This is a genomic window from Promicromonospora sp. NPDC110617, from assembly GCF_055598465.1.
Genome location: NZ_JBVKBM010000002.1, coordinates 1,156,476 through 1,178,742, shown reverse-complemented (window position 1 = coordinate 1,178,742; position 22,267 = coordinate 1,156,476). Strand labels below are relative to the sequence as shown.

General features: G+C 74.0%; 20 protein-coding genes. 12 read left to right on the top strand and 8 right to left on the bottom strand.

The features are described from left to right. Positions 1–112: 112 nt before the first annotated feature. Positions 113–1,336: an FAD-dependent oxidoreductase gene (locus ACZ7LE_RS16045; protein WP_470404243.1), complete on the bottom strand. Its 1,224-nt coding sequence runs from the start codon at positions 1,334–1,336 to the stop codon at positions 113–115. 85 nt (positions 1,337–1,421) lie between these two features. On the opposite strand from ACZ7LE_RS16045, the gene ACZ7LE_RS16040 reads away from it, so the two are divergent. Both ACZ7LE_RS16040 and ACZ7LE_RS16035 read left to right on the top strand, forming a co-directional pair. After that, complete coding sequence (locus ACZ7LE_RS16040; protein WP_470404242.1) at positions 1,422–2,027, top strand: PadR family transcriptional regulator; 606 nt, start codon at positions 1,422–1,424, stop codon at positions 2,025–2,027. A gap of 81 nt (positions 2,028–2,108) precedes the next feature. After that, a complete protein-coding gene (locus ACZ7LE_RS16035) occupies positions 2,109–3,728 on the top strand; it encodes an alpha/beta hydrolase family protein (protein ID WP_470404241.1) in 1,620 nt (539 codons plus the stop codon). Positions 3,729–3,816: 88 nt separating this feature from the next. Here the strand turns inward: ACZ7LE_RS16035 and ACZ7LE_RS16030 are convergent, their stop codons facing one another. Continuing rightward, a complete protein-coding gene (locus tag ACZ7LE_RS16030) occupies positions 3,817–4,587 on the bottom strand; it encodes a 4'-phosphopantetheinyl transferase family protein (protein ID WP_470404240.1) in 771 nt (256 codons plus the stop codon). Between the two features lie 221 nt (positions 4,588–4,808). Between ACZ7LE_RS16030 and ACZ7LE_RS16025 the strand changes: the two genes are divergently transcribed. Beyond that, entirely contained in the window at positions 4,809–6,944 is a 2,136-nt protein-coding gene (locus ACZ7LE_RS16025) for a DUF7937 domain-containing protein (RefSeq protein ID WP_470404239.1), read from the top strand. Positions 6,945–7,200: 256 nt separating this feature from the next. Then, positions 7,201–9,030 carry a 2-isopropylmalate synthase gene (gene leuA, locus ACZ7LE_RS16020; RefSeq protein ID WP_470404238.1) on the top strand — a complete coding sequence of 610 codons (1,830 nt, stop codon included), beginning with the start codon at positions 7,201–7,203 and terminating at the stop codon, positions 9,028–9,030. Positions 9,031–9,126: 96 nt separating this feature from the next. Here leuA and ACZ7LE_RS16015 read toward each other — a convergent pair whose 3' ends face one another. After that, positions 9,127–10,857, bottom strand: a complete 1,731-nt coding sequence (locus ACZ7LE_RS16015) for a serine/threonine-protein kinase (protein ID WP_470404237.1) — start codon at positions 10,855–10,857, stop codon at positions 9,127–9,129. 85 nt (positions 10,858–10,942) lie between these two features. Here ACZ7LE_RS16015 and ACZ7LE_RS16010 point away from each other — a divergent pair, with 85 nt between their 5' ends. Beyond that, on the top strand, positions 10,943–11,851 hold the full coding sequence (locus tag ACZ7LE_RS16010) for a hypothetical protein (protein ID WP_470404236.1): 909 nt from the start codon (positions 10,943–10,945) through the stop codon (positions 11,849–11,851). Between the two features lie 52 nt (positions 11,852–11,903). On the opposite strand, the gene ACZ7LE_RS16005 is transcribed toward ACZ7LE_RS16010, so the two are convergent. Next, complete coding sequence (locus ACZ7LE_RS16005) at positions 11,904–12,176, bottom strand: hypothetical protein (RefSeq protein ID WP_470404235.1); 273 nt, start codon at positions 12,174–12,176, stop codon at positions 11,904–11,906. Positions 12,177–12,224: 48 nt separating this feature from the next. Between ACZ7LE_RS16005 and ACZ7LE_RS16000 the strand changes: the two genes are divergently transcribed. Continuing rightward, the gene (locus ACZ7LE_RS16000; protein ID WP_470404234.1) at positions 12,225–13,013 is read left to right on the top strand and encodes a DUF3626 domain-containing protein; all 789 of its coding nucleotides are present in this window, start codon (positions 12,225–12,227) and stop codon (positions 13,011–13,013) included. Here the strand turns inward: ACZ7LE_RS16000 and ACZ7LE_RS15995 are convergent. Together ACZ7LE_RS15995 and ACZ7LE_RS15990 are read right to left on the bottom strand one after the other, a co-directional pair. Further along, on the bottom strand, positions 12,967–13,644 hold the full coding sequence (locus tag ACZ7LE_RS15995; RefSeq protein ID WP_470404233.1) for a GNAT family N-acetyltransferase: 678 nt from the start codon (positions 13,642–13,644) through the stop codon (positions 12,967–12,969). The genes ACZ7LE_RS16000 and ACZ7LE_RS15995 overlap by 47 nt on opposite strands. Beyond that, positions 13,641–14,600, bottom strand: coding sequence for a DMT family transporter (locus ACZ7LE_RS15990; RefSeq protein ID WP_470404232.1), 960 nt, complete (start codon positions 14,598–14,600; stop codon positions 13,641–13,643). Before ACZ7LE_RS15990 ends, ACZ7LE_RS15995 begins: the two co-directional genes overlap by 4 nt. 70 nt (positions 14,601–14,670) lie before the next feature. On the opposite strand from ACZ7LE_RS15990, the gene ACZ7LE_RS15985 reads away from it, so the two are divergent. Together ACZ7LE_RS15985 and ACZ7LE_RS15980 are read left to right on the top strand one after the other, a co-directional pair. After that, complete coding sequence (locus ACZ7LE_RS15985; protein WP_470404231.1) at positions 14,671–15,243, top strand: TetR/AcrR family transcriptional regulator; 573 nt, start codon at positions 14,671–14,673, stop codon at positions 15,241–15,243. 61 nt (positions 15,244–15,304) lie between these two features. After that, positions 15,305–16,453, top strand: a complete 1,149-nt coding sequence (locus tag ACZ7LE_RS15980; protein WP_470404230.1) for an acetamidase/formamidase family protein — start codon at positions 15,305–15,307, stop codon at positions 16,451–16,453. A 32-nt stretch (positions 16,454–16,485) separates the two neighbouring features. Here ACZ7LE_RS15980 and ACZ7LE_RS15975 read toward each other — a convergent pair whose 3' ends face one another. Next, on the bottom strand, positions 16,486–17,352 hold the full coding sequence (locus ACZ7LE_RS15975; RefSeq protein ID WP_470404229.1) for a GNAT family N-acetyltransferase: 867 nt from the start codon (positions 17,350–17,352) through the stop codon (positions 16,486–16,488). Positions 17,353–17,602: 250 nt separating this feature from the next. On the opposite strand from ACZ7LE_RS15975, the gene ACZ7LE_RS15970 reads away from it, so the two are divergent. The 3 genes from ACZ7LE_RS15970 to ACZ7LE_RS15960 all read left to right on the top strand — a co-directional run bounded on the left by ACZ7LE_RS15970 (position 17,603) and on the right by ACZ7LE_RS15960 (position 19,848). After that, positions 17,603–19,198, top strand: coding sequence for a peptidase inhibitor family I36 protein (locus ACZ7LE_RS15970; protein ID WP_470404228.1), 1,596 nt, complete (start codon positions 17,603–17,605; stop codon positions 19,196–19,198). Between the two features lie 191 nt (positions 19,199–19,389). Then, positions 19,390–19,557 carry a hypothetical protein gene (locus ACZ7LE_RS15965; protein ID WP_470404227.1) on the top strand — a complete coding sequence of 56 codons (168 nt, stop codon included), beginning with the start codon at positions 19,390–19,392 and terminating at the stop codon, positions 19,555–19,557. Between the two features lie 6 nt (positions 19,558–19,563). After that, on the top strand, positions 19,564–19,848 hold the full coding sequence (locus ACZ7LE_RS15960; RefSeq protein ID WP_470404226.1) for a hypothetical protein: 285 nt from the start codon (positions 19,564–19,566) through the stop codon (positions 19,846–19,848). On the opposite strand, the gene ACZ7LE_RS15955 is transcribed toward ACZ7LE_RS15960, so the two are convergent. Further along, entirely contained in the window at positions 19,841–20,833 is a 993-nt protein-coding gene (locus ACZ7LE_RS15955) for a LuxR C-terminal-related transcriptional regulator (RefSeq protein ID WP_400550132.1), read from the bottom strand. The genes ACZ7LE_RS15960 and ACZ7LE_RS15955 overlap by 8 nt on opposite strands. Positions 20,834–21,057: 224 nt before the next feature. Between ACZ7LE_RS15955 and ACZ7LE_RS15950 the strand changes: the two genes are divergently transcribed. Further along, positions 21,058–22,200, top strand: coding sequence for an amidase family protein (locus tag ACZ7LE_RS15950; RefSeq protein ID WP_470404225.1), 1,143 nt, complete (start codon positions 21,058–21,060; stop codon positions 22,198–22,200). The last annotated feature ends 67 nt before the right edge of the window (positions 22,201–22,267 follow it).

Here is a 22,267-nt window from a genome sequence, read left to right as displayed (position 1 = left end):
GGGCGGACGCCAGGGGTCGGCAACGGGGGTCGGGCGGACGCCGGGGGTCGGCAACGGGGGTCGGGCGGACGCGTCGCGGGCGGACGGCGGGGTGGCGGGGTCGGCGACGAGGTCACGCCGGGAGGCGGTCGGCCGGGGCGTCCCAGTCGATGCGGTAGTCCGTGACCCAGTCGTTGGTGGTGCGGGCCGCGGCGCGGCTCACGAGCGGCAGGATCACCCGGTCGCGCAGCACCCGGGTCAGCGGGTTCGGGATCTTCTGGTTCGAGGTGCGCTTCGCCTGCGCGATGAGCCGCTCCACCCGCGTCCGGCGCGCCGCCTCGAAGGCCGCGAACGCGCTGGTCGGGTCGCCGTGGTCGCGCAGGAACCGGGCGAGCAGCACGCCGTCCTCGATCGCGAGCGAGGCGCCCTGGCCGGACGTCGGCGAGATGCCGTGCGCGGCGTCGCCCACGAGCCCGATCGGCCCGCGGTGCCACACGGGCACGCTCGGCAGGTCGAGCGTGTTCCACGGCGCGATGATCTCCGGGGTGGCGGCGAGGATCCGCAGCGCGGGGCCGGCGTCGTCGGCGAAGAGGCGCACCAGCTCCGCGCGCCACCGCTCCGGGGTCCAGGTGGCGAGCTCGCCGTCGGTGGCGGCCCGGGCGCGCGGCACGTTCGCGAACCACCAGACGTCGCCGGGGCCGCGGTTCGCGTAGGCGAAGAAGGCCCGTCGGCCGAAGATCATGGTGAACACGCCCACGGGGCCGTCCACCGAGACGCCCGCGGCGTAGCCGCCCGTGTTGAGCAGCCCGGTGTAGCGGGGCGGCGGGCAGGCCGGGTCGAGGATCGCCCGGGTGCGGGAGTGCAGGCCGTCGGCCCCGACCAGCAGGTCGCCCTCGGCGGTGGTGCCGTCGGCGAAGGTGGCGACGACGCCGCCCGCGTCCGGCGCCGCGGCGTCGACGCCCCCGACCGCCGCGGCGTCGACGAGCTGCCTGCCGTAGTGGATCGGGATGCCGCGGCGCACCGCCTCGTCGCGCAGCCGGACGTAGAGGTCGGACCGGCGGACGGTCTGGCTGACCGTGCCCGCGTCGGCGTCCCGGCCCATGCCGAGGTGGGCCAGGAGCCGCCCGTTCGACCCGCGCAGCTCCAGCGCGGGCGTGTCGAAACCACCGAGGTCACGGTGGTCGATGCCCAGCACCCGGAGGGCGGCCAGCCCGTTGGGTGCCAGGGTGAGGTAGGCGCCGACGCCGTCCGCGGTGCGGTCGTAGGCCTCGTGGATCTCGGCGTCGATGCCCGCCTTCTGCAGGGCCATGGCGGTCACGGGTCCGGTGATGCCCGCTCCGATGATGATCGCGCTCATGCACTCACCATAAAATGGCTAACCATAAGATGGCAAGATGTTCCGCCGACGAGCAGCCGCGACCCGTCCGCCTAGGCTGGGCGCCGTGACCCAGGACTCCCGGCCGCGCTCCCCGCTCGCCATGGTGCTGCTCGCGCTGCTCGCCGAGGAGCCGATGCACGCCTACCGCATGCAGCGGCTGATCAAGACGCGGCGCAAGGACGACGTCGTCAACGTGGCGCGCAGCAACAGCGTCTACCAGTCCATCGAGCGCCTGCTGCGCGACGGCCTCATCGGGGTGCACGAGAAGCTGGCGGCCGACGCCGGCCCGGCCCGGATCGTCTACGCCCTGACCCCCGACGGTTCCGCCGCCCTGCGCCGCTGGATGGACGCGGCGCTCGCGACGCCCGCGCGTGAGTTCCCCGAGTTCCGCGCGGTGCTGGCCGTGCTCGCGATCACCGGGCCCGACCTCGTGCGCGACCGGCTCACGGAACGCGCGGCGGCGCTGGAGGCCACGCTGGCCGAGGCCGAGCGCGAGGCCGCCGACGCGCAGGAGTGGGGCCTGCCGCGCGTGCTGCTGCTGGAGCACGAGCACCTGCTCGTCGCCACGCGCGCGGAGCTGGACTGGGTGCGGGGCGTGGTCGCCGACCTGCGGTCGGGGGAGCTGACGTGGGACACGCAGGAGATGCTGGACTCGCGCCCGCCGGTGTGAGGGGCCCCGCGTCCGGGTGATCCGCCTGCTCGCGGCCCGTTCCGGATCGAGCGAACGGGGCGCCGGGCGTAGCATCCGAAGGTGTTCTTTCGGACCGTCGCCACCTCCGCCGCGATCCTGGTCGCGCTGGCCGTCACGGGTGCCGTCGCGGGCCCCGCCTGGGAGCCGGAACCGGTGACCGAGCACCTGCACCTGACCACCTCCTCGACGGCGATCGGGGGTGCCGACCCCGACGCCGGGGAGCCCGGCGACTTCGAGGTCCGCGAGACCGCGGTGACGATCCCGCTGGCCGACGGCCGGGAGGTGGGCGGGCTCCTGCGCGAGCCGGTGGGGACCGGCGACGCAGGGGGAGTCGACGCCGACGAGGACGTCGGCCGTCCCGGGATCGTGTTCGTGCACGGCGCGGGCACGGGCAAGGCCACGGACGCGTTCACGCTGGCCGCGACCGCGCTCGCGAGCGCGGGGATCACCACGCTGGTGCCCGACAAGCGGCTCGACAACTACTCGACCCGGCACCGCGACTACGAGCAGATGGCGCGCGACTACGCCTGGTCGGTGCGGTTCCTGCGGGAGGTCCCGGGCGTGGACCCGGACGACGTCGGCCTGTACGCCGAGTCGGAGGGCGCGTGGGTGTCGCCGGTCATGATGGTGGACGACCCGCGGCTCGCGTTCCAGATCCTGGTCTCGGCGCCGGTGGTGCCGCCGCGGCAGCAGGCCGCCTACGCCGTCGACAACTACCTGCGCAACACCGACGTGCCGGGCGGGGTGTTCCGGGCGATCCCGCGCGCGGTGGGCATGAAGGTGCCGGGCGGCGGGTTCGAGTACGCCGACTTCGACGTCCGCCCCTGGCTGCGGGAGCAGGAGGACCCGATCCTCGCGGTCTTCGGCACCAACGACGCCTCGATGCCGCTGGAGCAGGGCACGCGGGAGCTCCTGGCCGACGCCGACGACGTGACGGTGCGGTTCTACGAGCGTGCCAACCACGGCATCAACGTCGAGACGCCCGGCGGGCTGGTGCTGCACCCCGACTTCGCGCGCGACGTCGCCGACTGGGTGCTGGGGCTGCCGGCCACGGCGTCCGCCCCGCCGCAGGTCGCCGGCGCGCAGCCCGAGCAGCTCTACCTCGCGGCGCCCGTGCCGCAGCCGCACTGGTACGGCGACGGCGACTGGCTGGTCGGGGTGGTCGTGACCGCCGGCGGGCTCCTGGTCGTGGGTCCGCTCCTGCTGGGCGGCGTGGCCGTCGCGGGCCGGGTGGCCCGACGGCGGTCCGGTCGCCCGGGCGTCCGTCTCGCGCGGGGGCTCCGTGCGCCCTTGACCGGTATGGGCGTCGGGGCCGTGGCGACGATGCTCGGCCTGGCCGCGTACCTCGGGGCCGTCGCCCGGCTGGCCCTGGACTACGAGAAGAACGCCCTGGTGGTGCAGGGCGGCTGGATCGCGGTGCGGCTGCTGGGCCTGGTCGCCGTCGTCGCCGCCGCGCTGCTGCTGAACCGCGTGCGCGACCTGAGGATGTCGGTGGCCGACCGGGGTCCGGCGGACACGGCGCGCGCCGACCCGGGTCCGGACGCCGCCCGGCCGGAGCCGCACCGTCCCCACCGCGTCGCGGTCGCCATGGTCTCGACGGGCTTCTGGGTCACCGTCCTGGGCGCCGCGGCGCTGCTGGTCACCCTCGCCTACTGGGGCGCCTACCAGCTGGGCATCTGACGCCCGTCCGTTGCTGTCCGGAAGTCAACAGGCCGGAGGCGACCGTATCGGCTCCGGTCGCGGTCGCCGTCCGCCTGGTGAACCGACGTCAGTATCGGCCCGGCGCCGCCGCCCCTGCCAGGCGGCGGGTCGTGGCGGCGGCGTCGGGGATCTCGTCGGGGAGCCGCAGGTGCCGCACCTGGTCCACGTGCGTGGTCGTCGCCAGCGCCGCGCTGTACCCCGGCGGCGCCGGCACGTGCGTCAGGTACGGCCGGGGGTGGGGGAGCCGCACCGACGGGTCGGCCGTCACCAGGCTCGGGCGGGGCCCGGTCACGTCGAGGTCCCGCAGGGGGATCGCCAGGCCGTGCCCCGTGAGCTTCGTCGTCGCCTCCTTGCGCGTCCACGACGCAAGCAGCGCGTCCGCGCGGTCGCGGGCCGGGAGGCGGCGCCAGGCATGGTGCTCGGCCCGGGTGAGCGCGGCGGCCGCGAGGTCGTCGAGGTCCCGGTCCGCGGGCCGGGCGTCGAGGTTCGCGCCCACCCGACCCTCGCCCACCACGGCCACCAGCACCCAGGCGCGCGTGTGCGACACCGAGTAGTCCAGGGCTGCTCCCGCGACGTGCGGCCGGCCGTGCTGCGGGTCGCCGCACCGGTCGCACGCCCGCTCCACCACGACGTCCTCCGGCGCGACGCCGAGATACCGGGACAGGATCAGGCGCTGCGCCGCGCGCGACGTCAGGTGGACGTCCGTGGCCAGTGCGTCCAGGCCCACGAGCTGCTCCCGATCCGGTACGGTCAGCAGGCGCGACCAGGCTTCGCGGCGTCGGACCGGAACGAGCCAGACGTCGCAGGTGCGGGGGGCCGGTGCGGCTGCTGGGTCCACTGCGTTCTCCTGTGACCTCGGTGTGCTGCCAGCTGTCGCCGACGGCGGATGTCCCACGCACACCAGATGTGATGGACGTGCGCAGAAATACAGGTGTGACCGGACTCGCCGTGCCACGGCCTGACAGAGCCGGTACCCAACGGGTAGAAACGTGGTGGGCCCCAGCGCCGCCAGCCACACTTCCCCAGTCTCGACCAGCGGCGTTATCGAGGAGTGAACGGATGATGGACCAGCACGCTTCGGAGCGTGACGAGAGAACTTCGGCCGACGTCGCGGACGACGCCAACGGCGCGCCGACGGAGAGCCTCGGTCACGAGCACGTCGCCACGCTCGCCCCGGAGGCCGGGACCGACACCGCCGCCGAGGACTCCGGCGCGGTCCGGCCGTTCGCGAACATCGCGGCCGCCGACTACGTGCGGGACGCCATCGCCGCGCTCGCCCTGCTCGTGTCGCTCGCCCTCCCGTGGAACGTCACCGACCGCTCGGCGGACCGGGTCGAGGTCGTGCTGGCGGTCGCGCTGTCGCTCGCCTCGCTGACCCTGCCCTACCTCGCGCGCTTCGGCGTGCTGCCCGTCACGTGGACCGTGCACTCGACGCGCCGCGCCCGCCTGATCGCCGGGCTCCCGCTCGCCGTGATCGGGCTGGTCCACCTCGTGCTCGACCTGCGCTCCGGCGCGGGCGTCGGCACCGGCCTGGGCCTCGCGCTCGCCGGCGCGGCGCTCGCCGCGACCCCGCGCGACAGCGAGCTCGGACCCGTCGACCAGGACGCCGCCGTGGTGCGCGCCTGGCGCTTCGGCCTCGCGGGCGTGGGTGCGCTCATCGCGCTGGGCGCCGTCATCTCCACGCTGCTCGCCGAGTTCGCCGACGGCGCGACCCTGGGCGACCGGCTCCTGGCGCCCGTGTGGCTCGCGCTCTCGCTCGGCCTGGTGTGGCTCCTGGTGGGCGGCACCGTGCGGCACGACCGGCCGTCCCGGCTGGTGCTCGTCGCCGTCGGCATCGTGCTCGCGCTCCTGTTCGTCTTCACCTCCGGCGGCGCGCTGACCGGCATGGAGTCCATGCAGCCCGGCGTCACCGACCCGAGCCGGTTCGGCCTCGTGCTGCTCCCGCTCGCCGCTGCCGTGGCCGGCTCGCCTGCCGTGCGGCGCGACCCCGCGGCCGCCGACGCCGAGGAGAGCACCGAGCACGCCGCCGGCGTCTGGGTGCGGGTCGCGATCCGGGCGTTCGACGTCATCGTGCTGCTCGCCGTCTGCAGCGCGCTGGCCGCGCTCGTGCAGCTCATCGACCCCGGCTTCGTCGGCTCGGGCGCCGGCGTCACGCTGGTGCTGCGCCTCGTGCTCGGCGCCGTCGTCGCCGGTATCGCCTGGTTCGCGCGGCGCTCCCTGCAGCGCGACCCCAACACCGGCCACGTGCCCGCCGTCGGCGCCGCGTGCGTCGCGGGCGTGCTGGGCCTCGTGGTCGTCATCGCGACGTCGGGCGCCAGTCTGGGCGTGAACCTGGGCGACCTGCTCATGGCGCTGGCCCTGCCCATCGTCGCGGCGAGCGCGCTGATGGTGCCCAAGGCCGTGCGCGAGCACTTCCAGACCGCCGGCATCGGCGGCGAGGCCGACGTCGACCGCACCCAGGCCTACGTCTGGTCCCCGCCGCGCCCCAAGGGCGACAAGGCCCCGCCGGCCACGCTGCCGGAGGAGCCCGTGCGCAGCGCCCCCGAGCTGCGGCGTCCCGCCGAGCCGCGCCGCGTCACCTCCACCGGCGCCGTGCGGACCGTCGCGGGTGCCACCGCCGGCCAGCGCGGCGTGGTCCCGGTGCAGGCCGCGCAGCCGGGCTCGGGCGAGGTCTCGCTCGGCTCGATGCGCACGGTCGAGGACATGCCGGCGGCGGCCGCGCCGGTCGACGCCACCGCGACCATGCCCCCTGTCCGCTCCGGCGCCACGCCGGTGGCCGCGCAGCCGACGTCGGGCGCGCACCCGACCGCCCAGCCGACCGCGCGCATCCGGCCGGTGGGCAACGGCCAGCAGGCCGCGCCCGCGCAGGGCTCGGCGGTGCAGGGCTCGACCGGCGAGGTCGAGGAGCACACCACGCGCCGTGTCGTCTCCGGGCAGGGCGCCGGCGCCGCGTCGTCGGACTACGGCTCCGAGTCGGGACACACCGCGGTGCTGCCGCCCGTGGGCGGCCGGTGGACCCCCGCCGTTGCGCTCGACCCGGCCACCCCGCTCGCGGACCTGGCGAAGATCGTCCAGGAGGCGCCGCACCTGCGCCCGCAGGTCGCGGCGAACCCGTCGACGTACCCGGCGCTGCTGGACTGGCTGGGCGCCCTGGGCGACCCCCAGGTCGACGCCGCGCTGCGCAGCCGCCGCTGACCCCCCGACGTGTCGGACGTACAGGTCACTCCGGTGACCTGTACGTCTGACACGTGTGCGCGGGGTGCCGCTCCTGCAAGCGGGGTCAGGTCCGGATCGTGGGCGTGGTTGGCGTTCCTCCGTGGTAGCGGGGGTACAGTGACGACGTGCGCCTGACGGTGATCCTTCTCCTTCGCTGCCGCGACGAGGCCTAGACAGGCCGGTCCCTCGTCGCGGAGGCTTGGTGTGCCGGCCAACCTCACCGAGCGAAGGACAGATGATGGAGAACAGCATCACCGCCACCACCCCCGGCGGAGTTCACGAGACGACCGTGCACGGCGCAGCAGGCGGGATCATCGAGGACAACCCGCAGCAGACGTCGGGCATGCCGACCCAGAAGTACCGGCCCTTCCACGAGCAGATCAGCCTCGAGCTGCCCGACCGCACCTGGCCGGGCAAGCGCATCGAGAAGGCCCCGCGCTGGTGCGCGGTGGACCTGCGCGACGGCAACCAGGCCCTGATCGAGCCGATGGACGCGGAGCGCAAGCTGCGCATGTTCGAGCTGCTGGTCAAGATGGGCTACAAGGAGATCGAGGTCGGTTTCCCGTCCGCGAGCCAGACCGACTACGACTTCGTGCGCAAGCTGATCGACGAGAACCGGATCCCCGACGACGTGGTGATCCAGGTGCTGACCCAGGCCCGGGCCCACCTCATCGAGCGCACCTACGAGTCGATCACGGGTGCCAAGCAGGCGATCGTGCACCTGTACAACTCGACGTCCGTGCTGCAGCGCGAGGTCGTGTTCCGCTCCGACCAGGACGGCATCGTGGACATCGCGCTCGACGGCGCGAAGCTGTGCCGCAAGCTGGAGGAGACCGTCCCGGGCACGCGGATCTACTACGAGTACTCCCCGGAGTCGTACACCGGCACCGAGCTGGAGTTCGCGGTCCGCATCTGCAACGAGGTCATCGAGGTCTTCGAGCCGACGCCGGAGCGCAAGGTCATCATCAACCTGCCCGCGACCGTCGAGATGGCCACCCCCAACGTGTACGCGGACTCCATCGAGTGGATGAGCCGGCACCTGGCCCACCGCGAGAACGTCATCCTGTCGCTCCACCCGCACAACGACCGCGGCACGGCCGTCGCGGCCGCCGAGCTGGGCTACCTGGCCGGTGCGGACCGCATCGAGGGCTGCCTGTTCGGCAACGGCGAGCGCACCGGCAACGTCGACCTGGTGACCCTGGGCATGAACCTGTTCTCGCAGGGGATCGACCCGCAGATCGACTTCAGCGACATCGACGGCATCCGCCGCACGGTCGAGCACTGCAACCAGATGCCGGTGCACGAGCGGCACCCCTACGTGGGCGACCTGGTGTTCACGGCGTTCTCGGGCTCGCACCAGGACGCCATCAAGAAGGGCTTCGAGCACATGGCCGGGCGGGCCGAGGCCGCCGGCGTGGGCGTCGACGACCTGGACTGGGGCGTGCCGTACCTGCCGATCGACCCGCGCGACGTCGGGCGGTCCTACGAGGCCGTGATCCGCGTGAACTCGCAGTCGGGCAAGGGCGGCGTGTCCTACCTGCTCAAGAGCGAGCACAACCTGGACCTGCCGCGCCGCCTGCAGATCGAGTTCTCGCACGCCGTGCAGAAGGTGACCGACGAGCAGGGCACCGAGGTGACCGGCGCGGACATCTGGCGCATCTTCACCGACGAGTACCTGCCGGTCGAGGAGAACGCGGCGTCCGGCCTGGAGCACTGGGGCCGGCTCACGCTGCGCGGCACCCGTGCCGTCTCGGCCGAGGGTGCGCAGGACACGCTCGAGGTGGACGTGACCGACCGGGGCAAGGAGCTGACCCTGACCGGCACGGGCAACGGCCCGATCGACGCGTTCGTGAACGCGATCGCGCAGGTCGGCGTGGACGTACGCGTGCTCGACTACACGGAGCACGCCCTGTCCGAGGGCGGCGACGCCAGCGCGGCGGCGTACGTCGAGTGCGCGGTGGGCGACGACGTCCTGTGGGGCGTCGGCATCGACCCGTCGATCACCCTGTCGTCGCTGAAGGCGATCGTCTCGGCCGTCAACCGCGCGGAGCGCGCGGCGTCCTGACCCAACCGCCCCACCCTGGCCGTTGAGTGCTGGGTATCTGCGGGATTTCCGGCCGGAAACCCGCAGATACCCAGCACTCAACAGGTTTGGTTCGGGTTAGTCGAGGCGGGTGAAGGTTGCCTCGAAGCCTGTCGTCCACTGCGTGTGGGTCGTGGCGTCGCAGGTGTACTCCAGCGGCTGGGACAGGCCCTCGGGCTCGTAGGTGTCCCCGTTCTCGCCGAGCTTCCGGGTGACCTCGGTGTCCTGGAAGTCGACCGTCTCGAAGGTGAGCGTGCCGCCCTTCGTGGAGACCGTGTACGTGGCCGTGCCGGTCCAGGTCTCGACGTACTCCCCGGCGGGCAGGTCCGCGCGGAGCGGCTCGGCGTCGTCGAACTCCACGACCTGGGTCCCGTCGGGGCGGAACTCCACCACGCGCCCGGTCCACCCCGTGGTCGGGTAGGTCTCACCCTGGGCCGAGATCTCCGTCGTCAGGTCCGTCTGCTCCCAGCGGCCCACGAGGCACTCGTCGATGACCGACGGCGCCGCCGGGGGCGCCGAGGGGGACGGCTCGCCGGAGTCCGTGGTCGGCTCCGAGGCCGGTCCGGATGCCGCCGCGGACGGCGTCCCCGACGGGGCGGCGTCCGCCTCTCCCGATCGCAGCCCGAGCACGGCCGCCGTCGTGCCGCCCCCGAGGATCACCACGGCGGCCGCCGCGACGAGCCAGGTGGTCGGCCGGGTCAGCAGGCCGCGTCGGGGCGCCTCCGGCTCGGGTTCCGGTGCCGATTCGGCCCCCAGGTCCGACGCCGACGCCGACGCCGACCCCGGCATCGAGCCGCCCACCCGGACCACCGTCCCGTCGTCGCGCAGCGCGGTCGCGTCGTCGCCCTCCGTGCCGGTGCCGGTGCCGGTGCCCGTGCCTGCGGCCCCGGCGGCTCTCGCGGCCCCGGCCGTCCCCGCCGCCCCGGCCACGAGGATCTTCGCGGCGCCGGTCCGCCCGTCCGCCGGCACCTCGTTCAGGAAGTCGAGCACCTCCGGCAACCCGGGCCGGGCCTCGGGGTCCTTGGCCAGGCAGGCCTGGACGAGCGGGAGCAGCCACTCCGGGCACCCGCTCAGGTCCGGCTCCTCGTGGACCACGCGGTAGTAGACGACGGTGGTGTCGCCCTCGCCGAACGCGCGCTGGCCGGTCGCGGCGTAGAGCGCGACGGCGCCCAGCGCCCAGACGTCGGCGGCCGGTGTCGCCAGGCTGCCACGCACCTGTTCGGGCGCCATGAAGGCGGGCGTGCCGACCTTGAGGCCGGTGCGGGTCAGCGACGTCGAGTCGGACCCCTGGGCGATGCCGAAGTCGATGACGAACGGGCCGTCCTGGGCGAGCAGGATGTTGGACGGCTTGAGGTCGCGGTGCACGATGCCGACCTGGTGCACGGCCCGCAGCGCCTCGGCCACGCCGGCGAGCATGCGGCGCACGTCGGGTTCGGGCAGCGGTCCCTGGTTCCGGACGACGGCGGTCAGGGACGGCCCCTCCACGTACTCGACCGCGAGCCACGGCTGGTCGCCGTCCGGGTCGGCGTCGATGAGGGTGGCCAGGAACCGGCCGCGCACCTTCATCGCGGCGGCCGCCTCCCGGCGGAACCGCGTGCGGAACTCCGGGTCCTGGACGTGTTCCCGCAGGATCGCCTTGAGGGCGAGCTTGCGGCCGGTACGGGTCTCCGCGAGATAGACGGCCCCCATGCCGCCGGCTCCGATGCGGCCGAGAAGCTGGTATCCGCCCAGCTCCTGCGGGTCGCCGGGCTCGAGCGGGTGGATCTGCGGGGCTGCCCCGGAGCCTGGCGCGATCATGGTGCGAAACATACCGGATATCCTTGAATTCACCCGATATTTCGGTCATGGTGATTCGCGTTCCAGAACAGAGAATTCCAGACGCAGGGGGAGAACCATGAAGCGAAAGCTGGTGAGCCGCGCGCTGCCGTCCGTGCTCGTCGCGGGCGGTCTGCTGGTCACGGGCACCATCTCCGCGACCGCGGCCGACGGCGCCACGTCGAGCGTGGAGCAGCAGTCCGGGGGCCTGGGTGACCTGCTGTCGGGCACGGTGGACGCCGTGGTCGGCAAGGGCGGCGCGGTCGACAGCACGCTGACCCAGGTGACGGACACGGTCGAGCAGGTCACGAAGAAGGACGGTGCCGTCGACGACACCGTCACGGGCGTGACGGGGGCGGTCGACGCCGTGGCCGGCAAGGACGGCGCCGTCGACGACGTGGTGAAGGGCGTGACCAGCGGCGGGACCGAGACCCCCGCGGCCGGCAGCGGTCCGGTCGAGGACGTCGTGCGCGGCGTGTCCGGCGCCGTGACGTCGGTGGCCGGCGAGGAGGGCGCCGTCGACGACGTCCTGGGCGCCGACGCGCCCCGGCGCGGCGTGCTGGACGATCTGCCCGCCGAGGTCATCGGCGACGTGGGCTCGGTGGGCGAGAACCTCGGCCGCGGCGACGTGCCCGGCACGATCGGCGCGATCACCGGCGAGGACGGCGTCGTGGACGACCTCCTGGAGAGCCCGGAGCGCGGCGGCCCGGGCGGCGGCGACCCCGGCGACGGGGGCGACGGCGACGGAGGCGGTTCCGGCGGCGGGTCGGACGACGGTGGCACGATCCCCGTGTCGAACACGCCCGGGCTCGGCGCCGGCGTCGACGCGGGCCTGCCGATCCAGGCGATCGGCGAGGCCCAGGCCCCGGGTGCGCTCGCGCAGACCGGCGTCCAGGTCGCCGGCGTGGCCGCCGTCGCGCTCGGCCTCACGGCCGCGGGCGCCGCACTGGTCCGCGCCCGCCGCCGGATGCTGGAGACGCGGGACTGAGGTACTGACGTGGGCGGCTGCCGGTCGGTGGGCACAGCCGGCCGGCGCCGGGTCAGTCCGTATCTGGCTCCAGGTGGATGGTCTCCGCCTTGCCGGGATCCTGGCCCTCGGGCGGGTACTCGCAGTCGAGCTGGCTGACGTCGACGTCGTTGCCGCTCCAGACGTCCTCACCCTCGCGGGCGGTGTAGACGAACGTGCACGCGCGTCCGTGGCTGTCCGTGACGGTGGAGACATAGATCTCGTCGTCCTGCGCGCACCCCGCGAGCGTCAGCACCACGAGGATCGGTGCGGCGAACCGGGCAGTCCTGGTCATCCGTGTGCTCACGGTGGGTGAACGTACCCGCGCCCGGTGAACGCCAGGTAGCCTCCCGACATGAACTGGCCGGTCACGATCAACTTCCACCCCGACCGGCTGGTCGCCGACGGCAGCGAGACGCTGATCGAGCGCCTCGCCCACGACCGCGTGTGGCGCTCCCAGTTCGAGACGGGCACCAGCAACGGCGGCCTCACCGCGCACCAGGGCGGCGACCGGTGGCGCTGGGAGCAGCGCATGTTCGACGGCCGGTACGACGACGCCGCACCGCACCTGCGCCCGCGCTACGGCGCACTGAACCACCGTCGTCGGGCAGCGGGCGCCGCCGTCCGCTTCGGCTCCGCCCACCTGCGGCTGCGCCCGCACGTGCTGGAGCGGACCACGTTCTGCTACCCGGACTCCTTCCTGGAGCCGGAGCACTTCGCCGCCGCCGACCCGGCACCGCTGGTCGCGCTGGCGGACGCCGACACCACGGCCGGCGTCCACGACCTCCTGGACGACTACGTCGAGGCCCAGGTGCACGGCGCCGTCGACCTGGCGGCCGACGTGGACGCGCTGGTGCTGGACCCCTGCTACCGCGGCACCGCCGTGGCCGAGGCAGCCGAGAGCGTCGGCGTCGCGGTGGAGTGGCACCACGGGTTCTCGCTGCACGTCGACGAGGTGGCCGCGCGCCCGGAGTTCCGGGGCCCGGCGATCGTGGACGTGGCGCGCGCGGTCGCCGTCGGGCACGCGACGGACGGTCGGCTGGACGCCCGGGCGATCGGCGCGGCCGTGCGGGCGGGGGAGCAGCACCCGCAGGACCTCAAGAAGGTGTGGCACCACGTGGCGCGCTGGGGACATGCGTGGTGACCTGCGCCGATGCGGGCCGGCGCAGGTTCCACAGGGGCGGCGACCCCGGGTACAGCTCGGCGAACGTCCGCGTGACCTCGAAGCCGTGCCGCCGGTAGAACTCGACGTTCTCGGTGGTGCTGGTCTGCAGCGAGACCGGCTGGCCGGCGGCGTCGGCCTGCGCGAGGCCGTCGCGCAGGAGCGCGCTGCCGACGCCGGTGCCCTGGTGCTCCGGGCGGACCACGAGCGTGCCCAGGAACCAGCCCGGGTCGTTCGGGTACGACTGGGCGAGCGTGGCGTACAGGGCGGAGAGCCGGGGCCAGTCGCTCGCCGCCCGGCGGACGAGCGACCGGGTGGCCCGGGCCACACGGGGGTCGACGCGCCGGGTGGGAGCGAACGGGTCGTAGGGGTCCTCCGTGCCGGCGGTGGTCCAGGTGGCCAGCCCGATGATCCGGCCGTCGTGCAGGGCGACCCGGGCGGCCTCCGGCGGCCGCAGGACGCGCAGTCCCGCGCGCAGCATGATCAGGTGCGGCAGGCGACGTCGTCCGGCGTCCGGCACGGTGTACGTCCACAGCGGGTCGTCGGCGAACGCGTCCGCCGCGACCTCGGCGGCCTCCCTGCTCTGCCGCGGCCGGAAGTCGGTGATCCTCACGGCCCGGAGCGTACCGAGGCCACGGGTGCTCCCGGCCGGGTTTCATCCGCGTCCGGCCGGGCCGACCGCGTCTCGTCCGCGGCCCGTCGGGTGGGCCGGGTCAGGAGCACCCCCGCCAGGCTGACCACGAACCCGGCCACGGTGAGCAGCGGCAGGTCCTGGCCGAACATGGCCCAGGCCCACGCGGCGGAGACCGCCGGGGTGAGGTAGAGCCAGGTGCTCACCGCCACCGGACCGCGCGTGCGCTGCACGTACAGGTACATGCCGTAGCCGCCGAGGAACGCCAGCCCGACGAGCCAGGCGATCGCCAGCCAGAAGGTCGGGTCGGCGGGCGGCACGGCCTGGCGGCTCGCGAGGGCGAGCACCGCGAAGATCCCGAGCGCGACGACGCCCTGCACGGCCAGGGAGTCCAGCACGTCGTGCTCGCCCGCCGCGTCGGGCGTGGGCCAGAGGTCGCCCAGCACGGTGGCGGCCGAGAGCGAGAGCATGCCGAGCACGGCCCAGAGCGCGCCCGCGGCACCGTTCCCCGCCGCGACGTCCGGCCCGACGGCGAGGGCGACCCCCGCGAACCCGACGGCCAGGCCGACGGCCTGGCGCCGTCCGCCGCCGTCCCCGCGTCCCGACGCGGACAGGACCACCGCGACCAGTGCCGGCTGCAGCGAGGCGAGCAGGGCGGCGGTCCCGGCGGGCAGGCCCTCCTCGACCGACCGGAACACGCCGTACAGGTAGCCGGCCTGGCCGAGCGCGCCGAGCACCGCCTCGCGCCGCAGGTAGCGCGCGCCGTACCGGCGGCCCAGCGCGAGCACGACCACCACCATCAGCAGGGCGGCGACGACGTAGCGCCACAGGAGCGTGGTCGTGGCCGGCGCGACCGGGGCCGCGAACGTGGCGCCCACGAAGCCGGAGCTCCACATGACCACGAGGACGGCGGGTGCGAGGTGCCGGAGAAAGCTCATGCCAGCAGGTAACCATACAGGTCGGTATACTCGCAGTAGACCGGCATACCAGCAGTTCAGGAGAGGTCCCGTGGCCCGACGCAGCCCCAACCCCGACACCCCCGCCGGCGAGCGGATCCTCGTCGCCGCCAGCGCCCTGTTCTACGAGCGCGGCATCCGCGGCGTCGGCGTCGACCTGATCGCCGACGAGGCCGGGGTCACCAAGAAGACGCTCTACGACCGGTTCGGGTCCAAGGACGCCCTGGTGGCCGCCTACCTGACCCGGCGGCACGAGCGCTGGGCCACGTGGTTCGGGCGGCGGCTCACGGAACGCGGGGCGGCGGGGCTCGACCAGGTCCTGGTCGCGCTCGAGGTCGCCGAGGAGTGGGCCGACGACAACGTGCGCGGGTGCGCGTTCGTCAACGCCCACGGCGAGATCGGCGCCACCGACCACCCGGGCAACGCCGTGATCCTGGCCGACAAGCAGTACATGCTCGCCGAGTTCCAGCGGCTGCTGCGCGACGCCGGGCACCCGGACGCGGAGCGCGTCGGCGAGCAGGTCCACCTGCTGTACGAGGGCGCGATGGTGGCGCACACGACGCGCGCGCAGCCCGACGCGTTCGGCGCCGCCCGCGCCGCGGCGCGAGCGCTGCTCCAGGTCTGACGGCGCGGACCTGCGACGACGGCGCCACGGGCCCGCGACACCCGCTGTGTACTCTCGGGCCGTGCACCAGCAGACCATCCTCCAGCCCGGCACGGGGACGGGCGCGGGCGCCGGCTCCGCCGTCGTCGACGGGGCTGCGTACCTGCCCACCTCGACCGAGACCGCCTGGTGGGGCCGGCTGCCCTGCGCGGCGGACCGCGCGGTGCTGGCCGTGGACCCGGGCGAGGAGGTCGTGGTCGACACCCTGTCCCACGAGGGCATCCTGGAGGACCAGGGCGGCGACCCGATCGCCTGGTTCGCGGAGCGCGGCGTCGCCGAGACCGCCGTCCTGGCCGACGCCGTGGAGCTCGCCGCCGCCCGCACGTCCCGCCTGGGGGCGCGCACGCCCGGACTGCCCGACGTGCCGGGCGCGCACGGCGGGCACGTCGTCACCGGGCCCGTCGAGGTGCGCGGTGCGCGGCCGGGCGACCTCCTCGCGATCCGCGTGCTGTCCACCGACCCCCGGGTGCCGTACGGCGTGATCTCCAACCGGCACGGCCGCGGCTCGCTGCCGGACGAGTACCCTGCCGGCGGCGCCGACATCGTCAGCGTGTTCGCGCAGGTGGACTCGTGGGCCGACGGCGCGGGACGCGGCTCGATCCCGCTCGCCGAGGGCGCCGAGCGCCGCGTGGGCTTCGACCTGCACCCGTTCCTCGGCATCATGGGCGTGGCCGCCGCGGGGGACGAGCGGCCGCACTCGGTGCCGCCGGGGCCGTTCGGCGGCAACATCGACATCAACCTGCTGGGCGCCGGGTCCACCCTGTACCTGCCGGTGCAGGTGGCCGGGGCGCTCGCGTACGTGGGCGACCCGCACTTCGCGCAGGGCGACGGCGAGGTGGCGCTCACCGCGTTCGAGGCCTCGCTCCGGGTGCGGCTCGGCTTCGACCTGATCCCGGCCGCCGACGCCGTCGCGACCTTCGGCGAGCTGGCCGGACCCCTCGCCGAGACCACGGAGTTCCTGGTGCCGACCGGGCTCGACCGCGACCTCGACGTGGCCGTGCAGAACTGCGTGCGCGCGGCGATCGCGCTGCTGGGGGTGCGGTACGGGATGTCGCCCGCGCACGCCTACGCGTACCTGTCGGCCGCCACGGACTTCGACATCTCGCAGGTGGTCGACGTGGTCAAGGGCGTGCACGCACGGATCCGGAAGGCGGACTTCCTTCCGGGCTGACAGCCGGGCTGACAGCCGGGCTGACGGCTTGGCTAGGCCGCCCGCTGCCGGTCGTGGCGGTCGGGGAGCCGCTCGAACCCCGCCGACACGTACGTGGCGACCGCGCCGGTGAGAGCGGCCTCCGTGATGACGACGGCGCTGGACGACCCGAGCTCGCGCAGCGCGGCCGCCCCGGCGATCGTGATCGCCCGGCCGTAGCCGCGACCCTGGTGGTCCGGGTGCACGCCCAGGGGCTCGATGAGGCCGGGCCTGCCGGGGCCGGCCGACCAGACAGTCGTCGCGCCCACGGCCGCGCCCGCGTCGTCGTAGGCGAGCAGGCAGCGCGCGTCGGCGTACAGCGGACCGGCCGCCATGTCGTGCCAGCGCTCGTCCGTGAACGTCGGGCCGCCGAACGCCTCCCGGTGCACGCGGGTGCGGTCGCTCACCCGGTCCGGGCCGACCACCTCGACCCGCACGCCCGGGTCCTCGACGGGGTCGGTGAGGTCGCGCTGCAGCGGCGTGAACGGGTCCTCGGTGCGCCAGCCCTCGTCCGCGAGGAGGTCGCTCACCAGCGCGCCCGGGGGTGCCTCGACGCTGACCTCCCCGTCCGGGAGCACCCCGCGCTCCGGCGCCGTCACGTCGGCGACCAGCCGCCGCGCCAGCTCCTCGTCGCGGTGGGCGTCGGGCGCCGTCGTCATGCGCAGCACCCGTGCCCCGTCGAGGAGGCCGACGGCGAGCACCCGCCCGTCCCGGCTCCAGGTCCGGACGGCCGCCGCCACGGTCCCGGCGCCGAACCGCTGGTACCAGCCCACGTCCCCGGGATGCAGCTGCACGGGCCGGGCATCGTCCTGCCACGCGCGCAGGGCGTCGGTCGCGGCGCCCAGGTCGCCCGTGCCGGGGGTGCTCATGATGACGGTCATACGGCGATCCAACAGCGCGGCCCGCCGGCTCGCGATCTTTTTTCTGGCCCACCGCTGCCAGGCCCGCGGCGTGCATCTTGGTGCCAGGAGCGCGGTAGTTGTCCCGAGCAGTCATTCACCGTTCGTGGCACCGTCATCCCACTTCCCGGCATCGTCCGCGAATTGCAAACATTTTCCTATCCGGTCCGGCATCCCGAATCGGCAGAGAAAGCACCGGGCCGGGAAACGGCCCGCTGAAGGGAGAATGTTGATGAGAAGAGCACCTGCGCTTCTCGCGGTGATCGCGTTGCTGGCCTCCTTCCTGGTGGCCGTCGTGGGCGTGGCGAGTCCCGCCTCGGCCGCGGCACGTGACGGGGTCTGCGACAGCGGCGAGTTCTGTTACTACTACAACAGCGACAACGCGGGGTCCGTCTCGGACTTCACGGGCTCGGTGAGCGACTACGGGACCACCCAGCCGTCCTGCTACGACTTCAAGGGGTCGGGCAACGGCCAGGGCGAGTGCATCAAGAACAACGCTGCCTCGGTGTGGAACCGGACCGGTGAGACGGTCCGCGTCTACTACAACACCGGCTACGGCGGCGAGTACCAGAACATCGGCTCCGGCTACAAGGGCCAGCTCAGCGCGGAGCTGTACAACAACAACGCCTCGCACCAGCTCGTCGGCACCGCGGGCACCGACACCGGCGCGCGCAGCGGCACCTGCGAGGACGGCGAGTTCTGCTACTACTACAACAGCGGCAACGCGGGGTCGATCTCGGACTTCACCGAGTCGGCCGGCAGCTACGGCGACGCGCAGCCCACGTGCTACGACTACAAGGGTGCCGGCGCCGGCCAGGGCGAGTGCATCAAGAACAACGCCGCGTCGGTGTGGAACCGGTCGACGAAGACCGTCCGGGTCTACTACAACAGCAACTACGCGGGCACCTACCAGGACGTCGCGCCGGGGTACAAGGGCCAGCTCAACAGCACGCTCTACAACAACAACGCCTCGCACCAGTTCGTCGGGGCATCTGCCCCCGGCGGTGGTTCCCGCAGCGGCACCTGCGAGAGCGGCGAGCTCTGCTACTACTACAACAGCGGCAACGTGGGGTCGATCTCGGACTTCTCCGACTCGGTCGGTGACTACGGCACGTCGCAGCCGTCGTGCTACGACTTCAAGGGTGCGGGCGCCGGCCAGGGCGAGTGCATCAAGAACAACGCCGCGTCGGTGTGGAACCGGTCCAGCAAGACCGTCTGCGTCTACTTCAACAGCTACTACGGCGGTTCCTCGCAGGCCGTGGCGGCGGGGTTCAAGGGCGCGCTGAACGGCACGCTCTACAACAACAACGCCTCCCACAAGTTCATCACGGGCACCACGTGCCCGGTCTCCGAGGGTCCGGTCGACCCGGGCAGCCCCGGTGGCGACACCAGCGGCGACTACGCGCAGAAGGTCGAGCGGGTCATCCAGGCCGCGCTGGCGCAGACCGGCCAGGGGTACACCTACTCCTGGGGCGGCGGCAACAAGTACGGCCCGACCTACGGCATCTGCTGCAGCCCGGGCGGCTACGACGACCGGAGCCGGTTCGGCTTCGACTGCTCCGGCCTGACGCAGTACGCGTTCTGGCAGGGTGCGGGCGTCGACATCGGCACCTACACCGGCGCCCACCTCAGCAAGGGCACCAAGGTCTCCATGAGCAACCTGCAGCGTGGTGACCTGATCATGTGGGGTGGCTGGTCGAGCACCTATCACGTGGCGATATACCTAGGAAACGGCCAGATGGTCGAGGCGGCGCCACCGCGCAACTCGACCAGCGTGCACGTGACGAACGTCTACGGGGGTGACTTCGGTATCCGGGTGAACATGTGATCCGGTCACCCGGCTGACAATGGCACGGTCCTGCCACCGCATTCGGTGGCAGGACCGTGCCATTTCTTCTCCCCGCGGCAGGAATTGTCGTGGCACCGTCAGGACAGTGCCATTGTCTTGTTGTCGGGCCGACGGCGGGAAAGGATGAGAAACAGAAAGCAAGAATCCCGCGCCGAAACGGAGAATTCATCGTGCGTATCAACAATGTCCGGCGCGTCGCCGCCGTCGTCCTGACCGCCCTCCTGCTCACCGGCGCGGGCCAGCTCGCCGCCAGCGCGTCCGACCCCCAGTGGGAGTCGGACCCGCAGTGGTCGGACCCGCAGTGGGAGTCGGCTCCGCCGACTGCCACCCAGCCCTGACGATCGATGCGAGTCGTCAGCATCATCGTCGAGGCGCCCTCCACGGCCTGGACCACGTCGGCGAAGCTTGTCGAGGCGGTCCAGGCCGTCGCCGTACCGCAGGACGAGCTGATGCACGTCTACGCGGGCACGCTGCCCACGGGCTTCGGCGTGGTGATCTTCCTGCTGGTCCCGCTGGAGCAGGCGGCGGCGACCGGGTGCCGCCTGCTGCTCGCCGCGGCGGACTCCCTGGACCTGCGCGAGTGGTCGCTGGGCGCGGTCCGGGTCTGGAGCCCGGCGGAGCTCAGCTGAGGTCGGCCGGGTCCAGCCAGCCACGCTCCAGCGCCCGGGCACCCGCCTGGAAGCGGCTGCCGGCGTCCAGCCGCTCCATGAGGGTGCTGCTCAGGCGGCGCACCGTCCGCAGGGACACGCCCAGCCGGCGCCCGGCGGTCTCGTCGGTGGCGCCCTTGGCCCACAGCCGGAGCAGCTCGTGCTCCTGCACGGACAGGCCGTCGTCGTCCCGCCGCCGGTCCGCGCCGAGCGGGGTGGCCGACCGCCAGGTCTGCGCGAACAGCGCCATGAGCGCGGCCACGACGCCGGGGGAGGTCATCACCACCGCGCCGGAGCCGGACTCGGTGTTGGCCAGGGGAACCATCGCGTAGCCCTGGTCGATGATCTGCAGCCGGACGGGCACCGTCGCGGCCAGTCGCACCTCGGCCCCGTTGTTGCGCAGCCAGGTCGCGTGGTCCCAGGTGGCCTGGTCGTTGCGGATGCTCTCCAGGTAGACGGTCCGCATGCGCACGCCCCGGTCCAGCAGGCGCTGGCTCAGCGCCCGGCTCGACTCGAGCGCGCGGGACGACGTGGCGCGGGTGGGCACGAACGTGCACAGCTGCTGCGTGCACCGTTCGGTGAGCGTCGCCAGACGGTCGCGTGCCTCCTCCGCGCTCTCCAGCACCTCGACGTCGGGCCCCTTGCGCACGTTCTGCAGCTCGGAGACGAGGCGCGCCAGTGCGACGCGGCCCTCCTCGATCTCCTGGTTGCGTTGCGCGACCTGCGCCTGCTCCCGCGCGAGCAGGGCGGCGAGGCCGATCTCCGGGCTGACGGGGCGGAACCCGTCGTCGCCCGCCCACGACGCCTCGACGAGCATCAGGCGGGAGAGCTCGTCCAGCGCGTCGCGGACCTGCTCCTCGTCGATGCCCAGCGCCTCGGCGATCCGGTCAGGCCCCGCGTCGCGGTCCCGGAGCATCTGCAGGTAGACGGACTCGGCGGTTCCGGACAGCCCCAGGCCTTGCAGCATCTTCGACTCCCCGATCGGACAGACCCCAGGGGCGCCGGGTGGCAGTCCCGGTCTCGGAGAATCGCACAGGGTGGCGGGCGCGGCCAGGGGTTTGGCCGGACTTCACCCGCTCCGGGTTGCGGGCCGCTGACCTGCGGATTCTCCGTCCGCCTGCGCCTGACCGCCGCTCCTCGCCCACCTCCGGCCCGGCCCGGCCTCACCCGGGGGCCTGGCAGCATGTGCGCATGGCTTCTGATCGCAGCGTGTGGCGGGTCCGGCCCGAGCCCGGTCCGCTGGTGGCCCCCAGCGGTTCCGGCGCGCTCGACGGCGAGACCGTCGCGGTCAAGGACCTGTTCGCCGTGGCCGGCGAGCGGGTCGGCGCCGGCAACCCGGCCTGGCTCGCGGCGGCGCCCGTCGAGGAGGAGCACGCCGCCGCCGTCACGCGACTGCTCGCGGCCGGCGCCGCCGTCGCGGGCCTCGCGCAGACCGAGGAGTTCGCCTACTCGCTGACCGGGGCGAACGCGCACCACGGCACCCCGCCCAACCCGCGCGCGCCGGGACGCATCAGCGGCGGTTCGACGTCGGGCCCGGCCACGGCGGTCGCCGCCGGCCAGACGAGCGTCGCCCTGGGCACCGACACCGGCGGGTCGGTGCGCGTGCCCGCCGCCTACCAGGGGCTGTGGGGCATCCGGCCGACGCACGGCGCCGTGCCGACCGGCGGGCTGCTGCCGCTGGCGCCGTCGTTCGACACCGTGGGCTGGCTCGCCCGCGACGCCGGCACGCTGGCCCGGGTGGGCGAGGTGCTGCTCCCGGCCGATGCGGCCTCGCTGCCGCAGGGCGCCCCGCTCGTGGTGAGCGACGCCCTGCTGGACCTGGCCGCGCCCGAGGTGCGCGACGCCGTCGGGCAGCTCGCGCGGGCCGCCGGGGCGCAGCCGGTCGACTGGGCGCCCGAGCCGGCGTGGCTCGCCGCGTTCCAGACACTCCAGGCGGCCGAGGCCTGGGCTGTGCACGGCGCGTGGCTGGCCGACCGGATGGACACGCTCGGTCCCGCGGTGCGCGGACGGTTCGAGCGGGCCCGGTCCGTCGGTGCGGCCGACGCCGAGGCGGCGCGGGCCGACGTCGCGCGGGCGCGGGCGCAGATCCGGGAGCGGCTGGGGGACCGGGCGCTCGTGCTGCCGTCCACGGCGACCGTCGCGCCGCGCCCCGAGGACGCCGAGGCTGCCCGCGAGGCGACGATGCTGCTCACGTGTGTCGCGGGGATCGGCGGGCTGCCGGCCGTGTCGGTGCCGGTGACGACGCCCGGCGGGCTCCCGGCGGGCACCTGCCTAGTGGGCCCGGCGGGCTCGGACCGGTCGCTGCTCGCGCTGGCGGGCCGCCTCGGGGCGTAGCGGCGGCCTGCCCGGCGGGCGATCCCGCGGTCTTCAGGCAGAGCCGATCAGCCGAACGTAGGGTTGA

Coding starts and splice junctions, on each gene's coding strand:
- ACZ7LE_RS16045 (WP_470404243.1), bottom strand. CDS start 1,336: ATGAGCGCGATCATCATCGGAGCGGGCATCACCGGACCCGTGACCGCC.
- ACZ7LE_RS16025 (WP_470404239.1), top strand. CDS start 4,809: ATGATGGACCAGCACGCTTCGGAGCGTGACGAGAGAACTTCGGCCGAC.
- leuA (WP_470404238.1), top strand. CDS start 7,201: ATGATGGAGAACAGCATCACCGCCACCACCCCCGGCGGAGTTCACGAG.
- ACZ7LE_RS16015 (WP_470404237.1), bottom strand. CDS start 10,857: ATGTTTCGCACCATGATCGCGCCAGGCTCCGGGGCAGCCCCGCAGATC.
- ACZ7LE_RS16010 (WP_470404236.1), top strand. CDS start 10,943: ATGAAGCGAAAGCTGGTGAGCCGCGCGCTGCCGTCCGTGCTCGTCGCG.
- ACZ7LE_RS16000 (WP_470404234.1), top strand. CDS start 12,225: ATGAACTGGCCGGTCACGATCAACTTCCACCCCGACCGGCTGGTCGCC.
- ACZ7LE_RS15990 (WP_470404232.1), bottom strand. CDS start 14,600: ATGAGCTTTCTCCGGCACCTCGCACCCGCCGTCCTCGTGGTCATGTGG.
- ACZ7LE_RS15975 (WP_470404229.1), bottom strand. CDS start 17,352: ATGACCGTCATCATGAGCACCCCCGGCACGGGCGACCTGGGCGCCGCG.
- ACZ7LE_RS15970 (WP_470404228.1), top strand. CDS start 17,603: ATGAGAAGAGCACCTGCGCTTCTCGCGGTGATCGCGTTGCTGGCCTCC.
- ACZ7LE_RS15960 (WP_470404226.1), top strand. CDS start 19,564: ATGCGAGTCGTCAGCATCATCGTCGAGGCGCCCTCCACGGCCTGGACC.
- ACZ7LE_RS15955 (WP_400550132.1), bottom strand. CDS start 20,833: ATGCTGCAAGGCCTGGGGCTGTCCGGAACCGCCGAGTCCGTCTACCTG.
- ACZ7LE_RS15950 (WP_470404225.1), top strand. CDS start 21,058: ATGGCTTCTGATCGCAGCGTGTGGCGGGTCCGGCCCGAGCCCGGTCCG.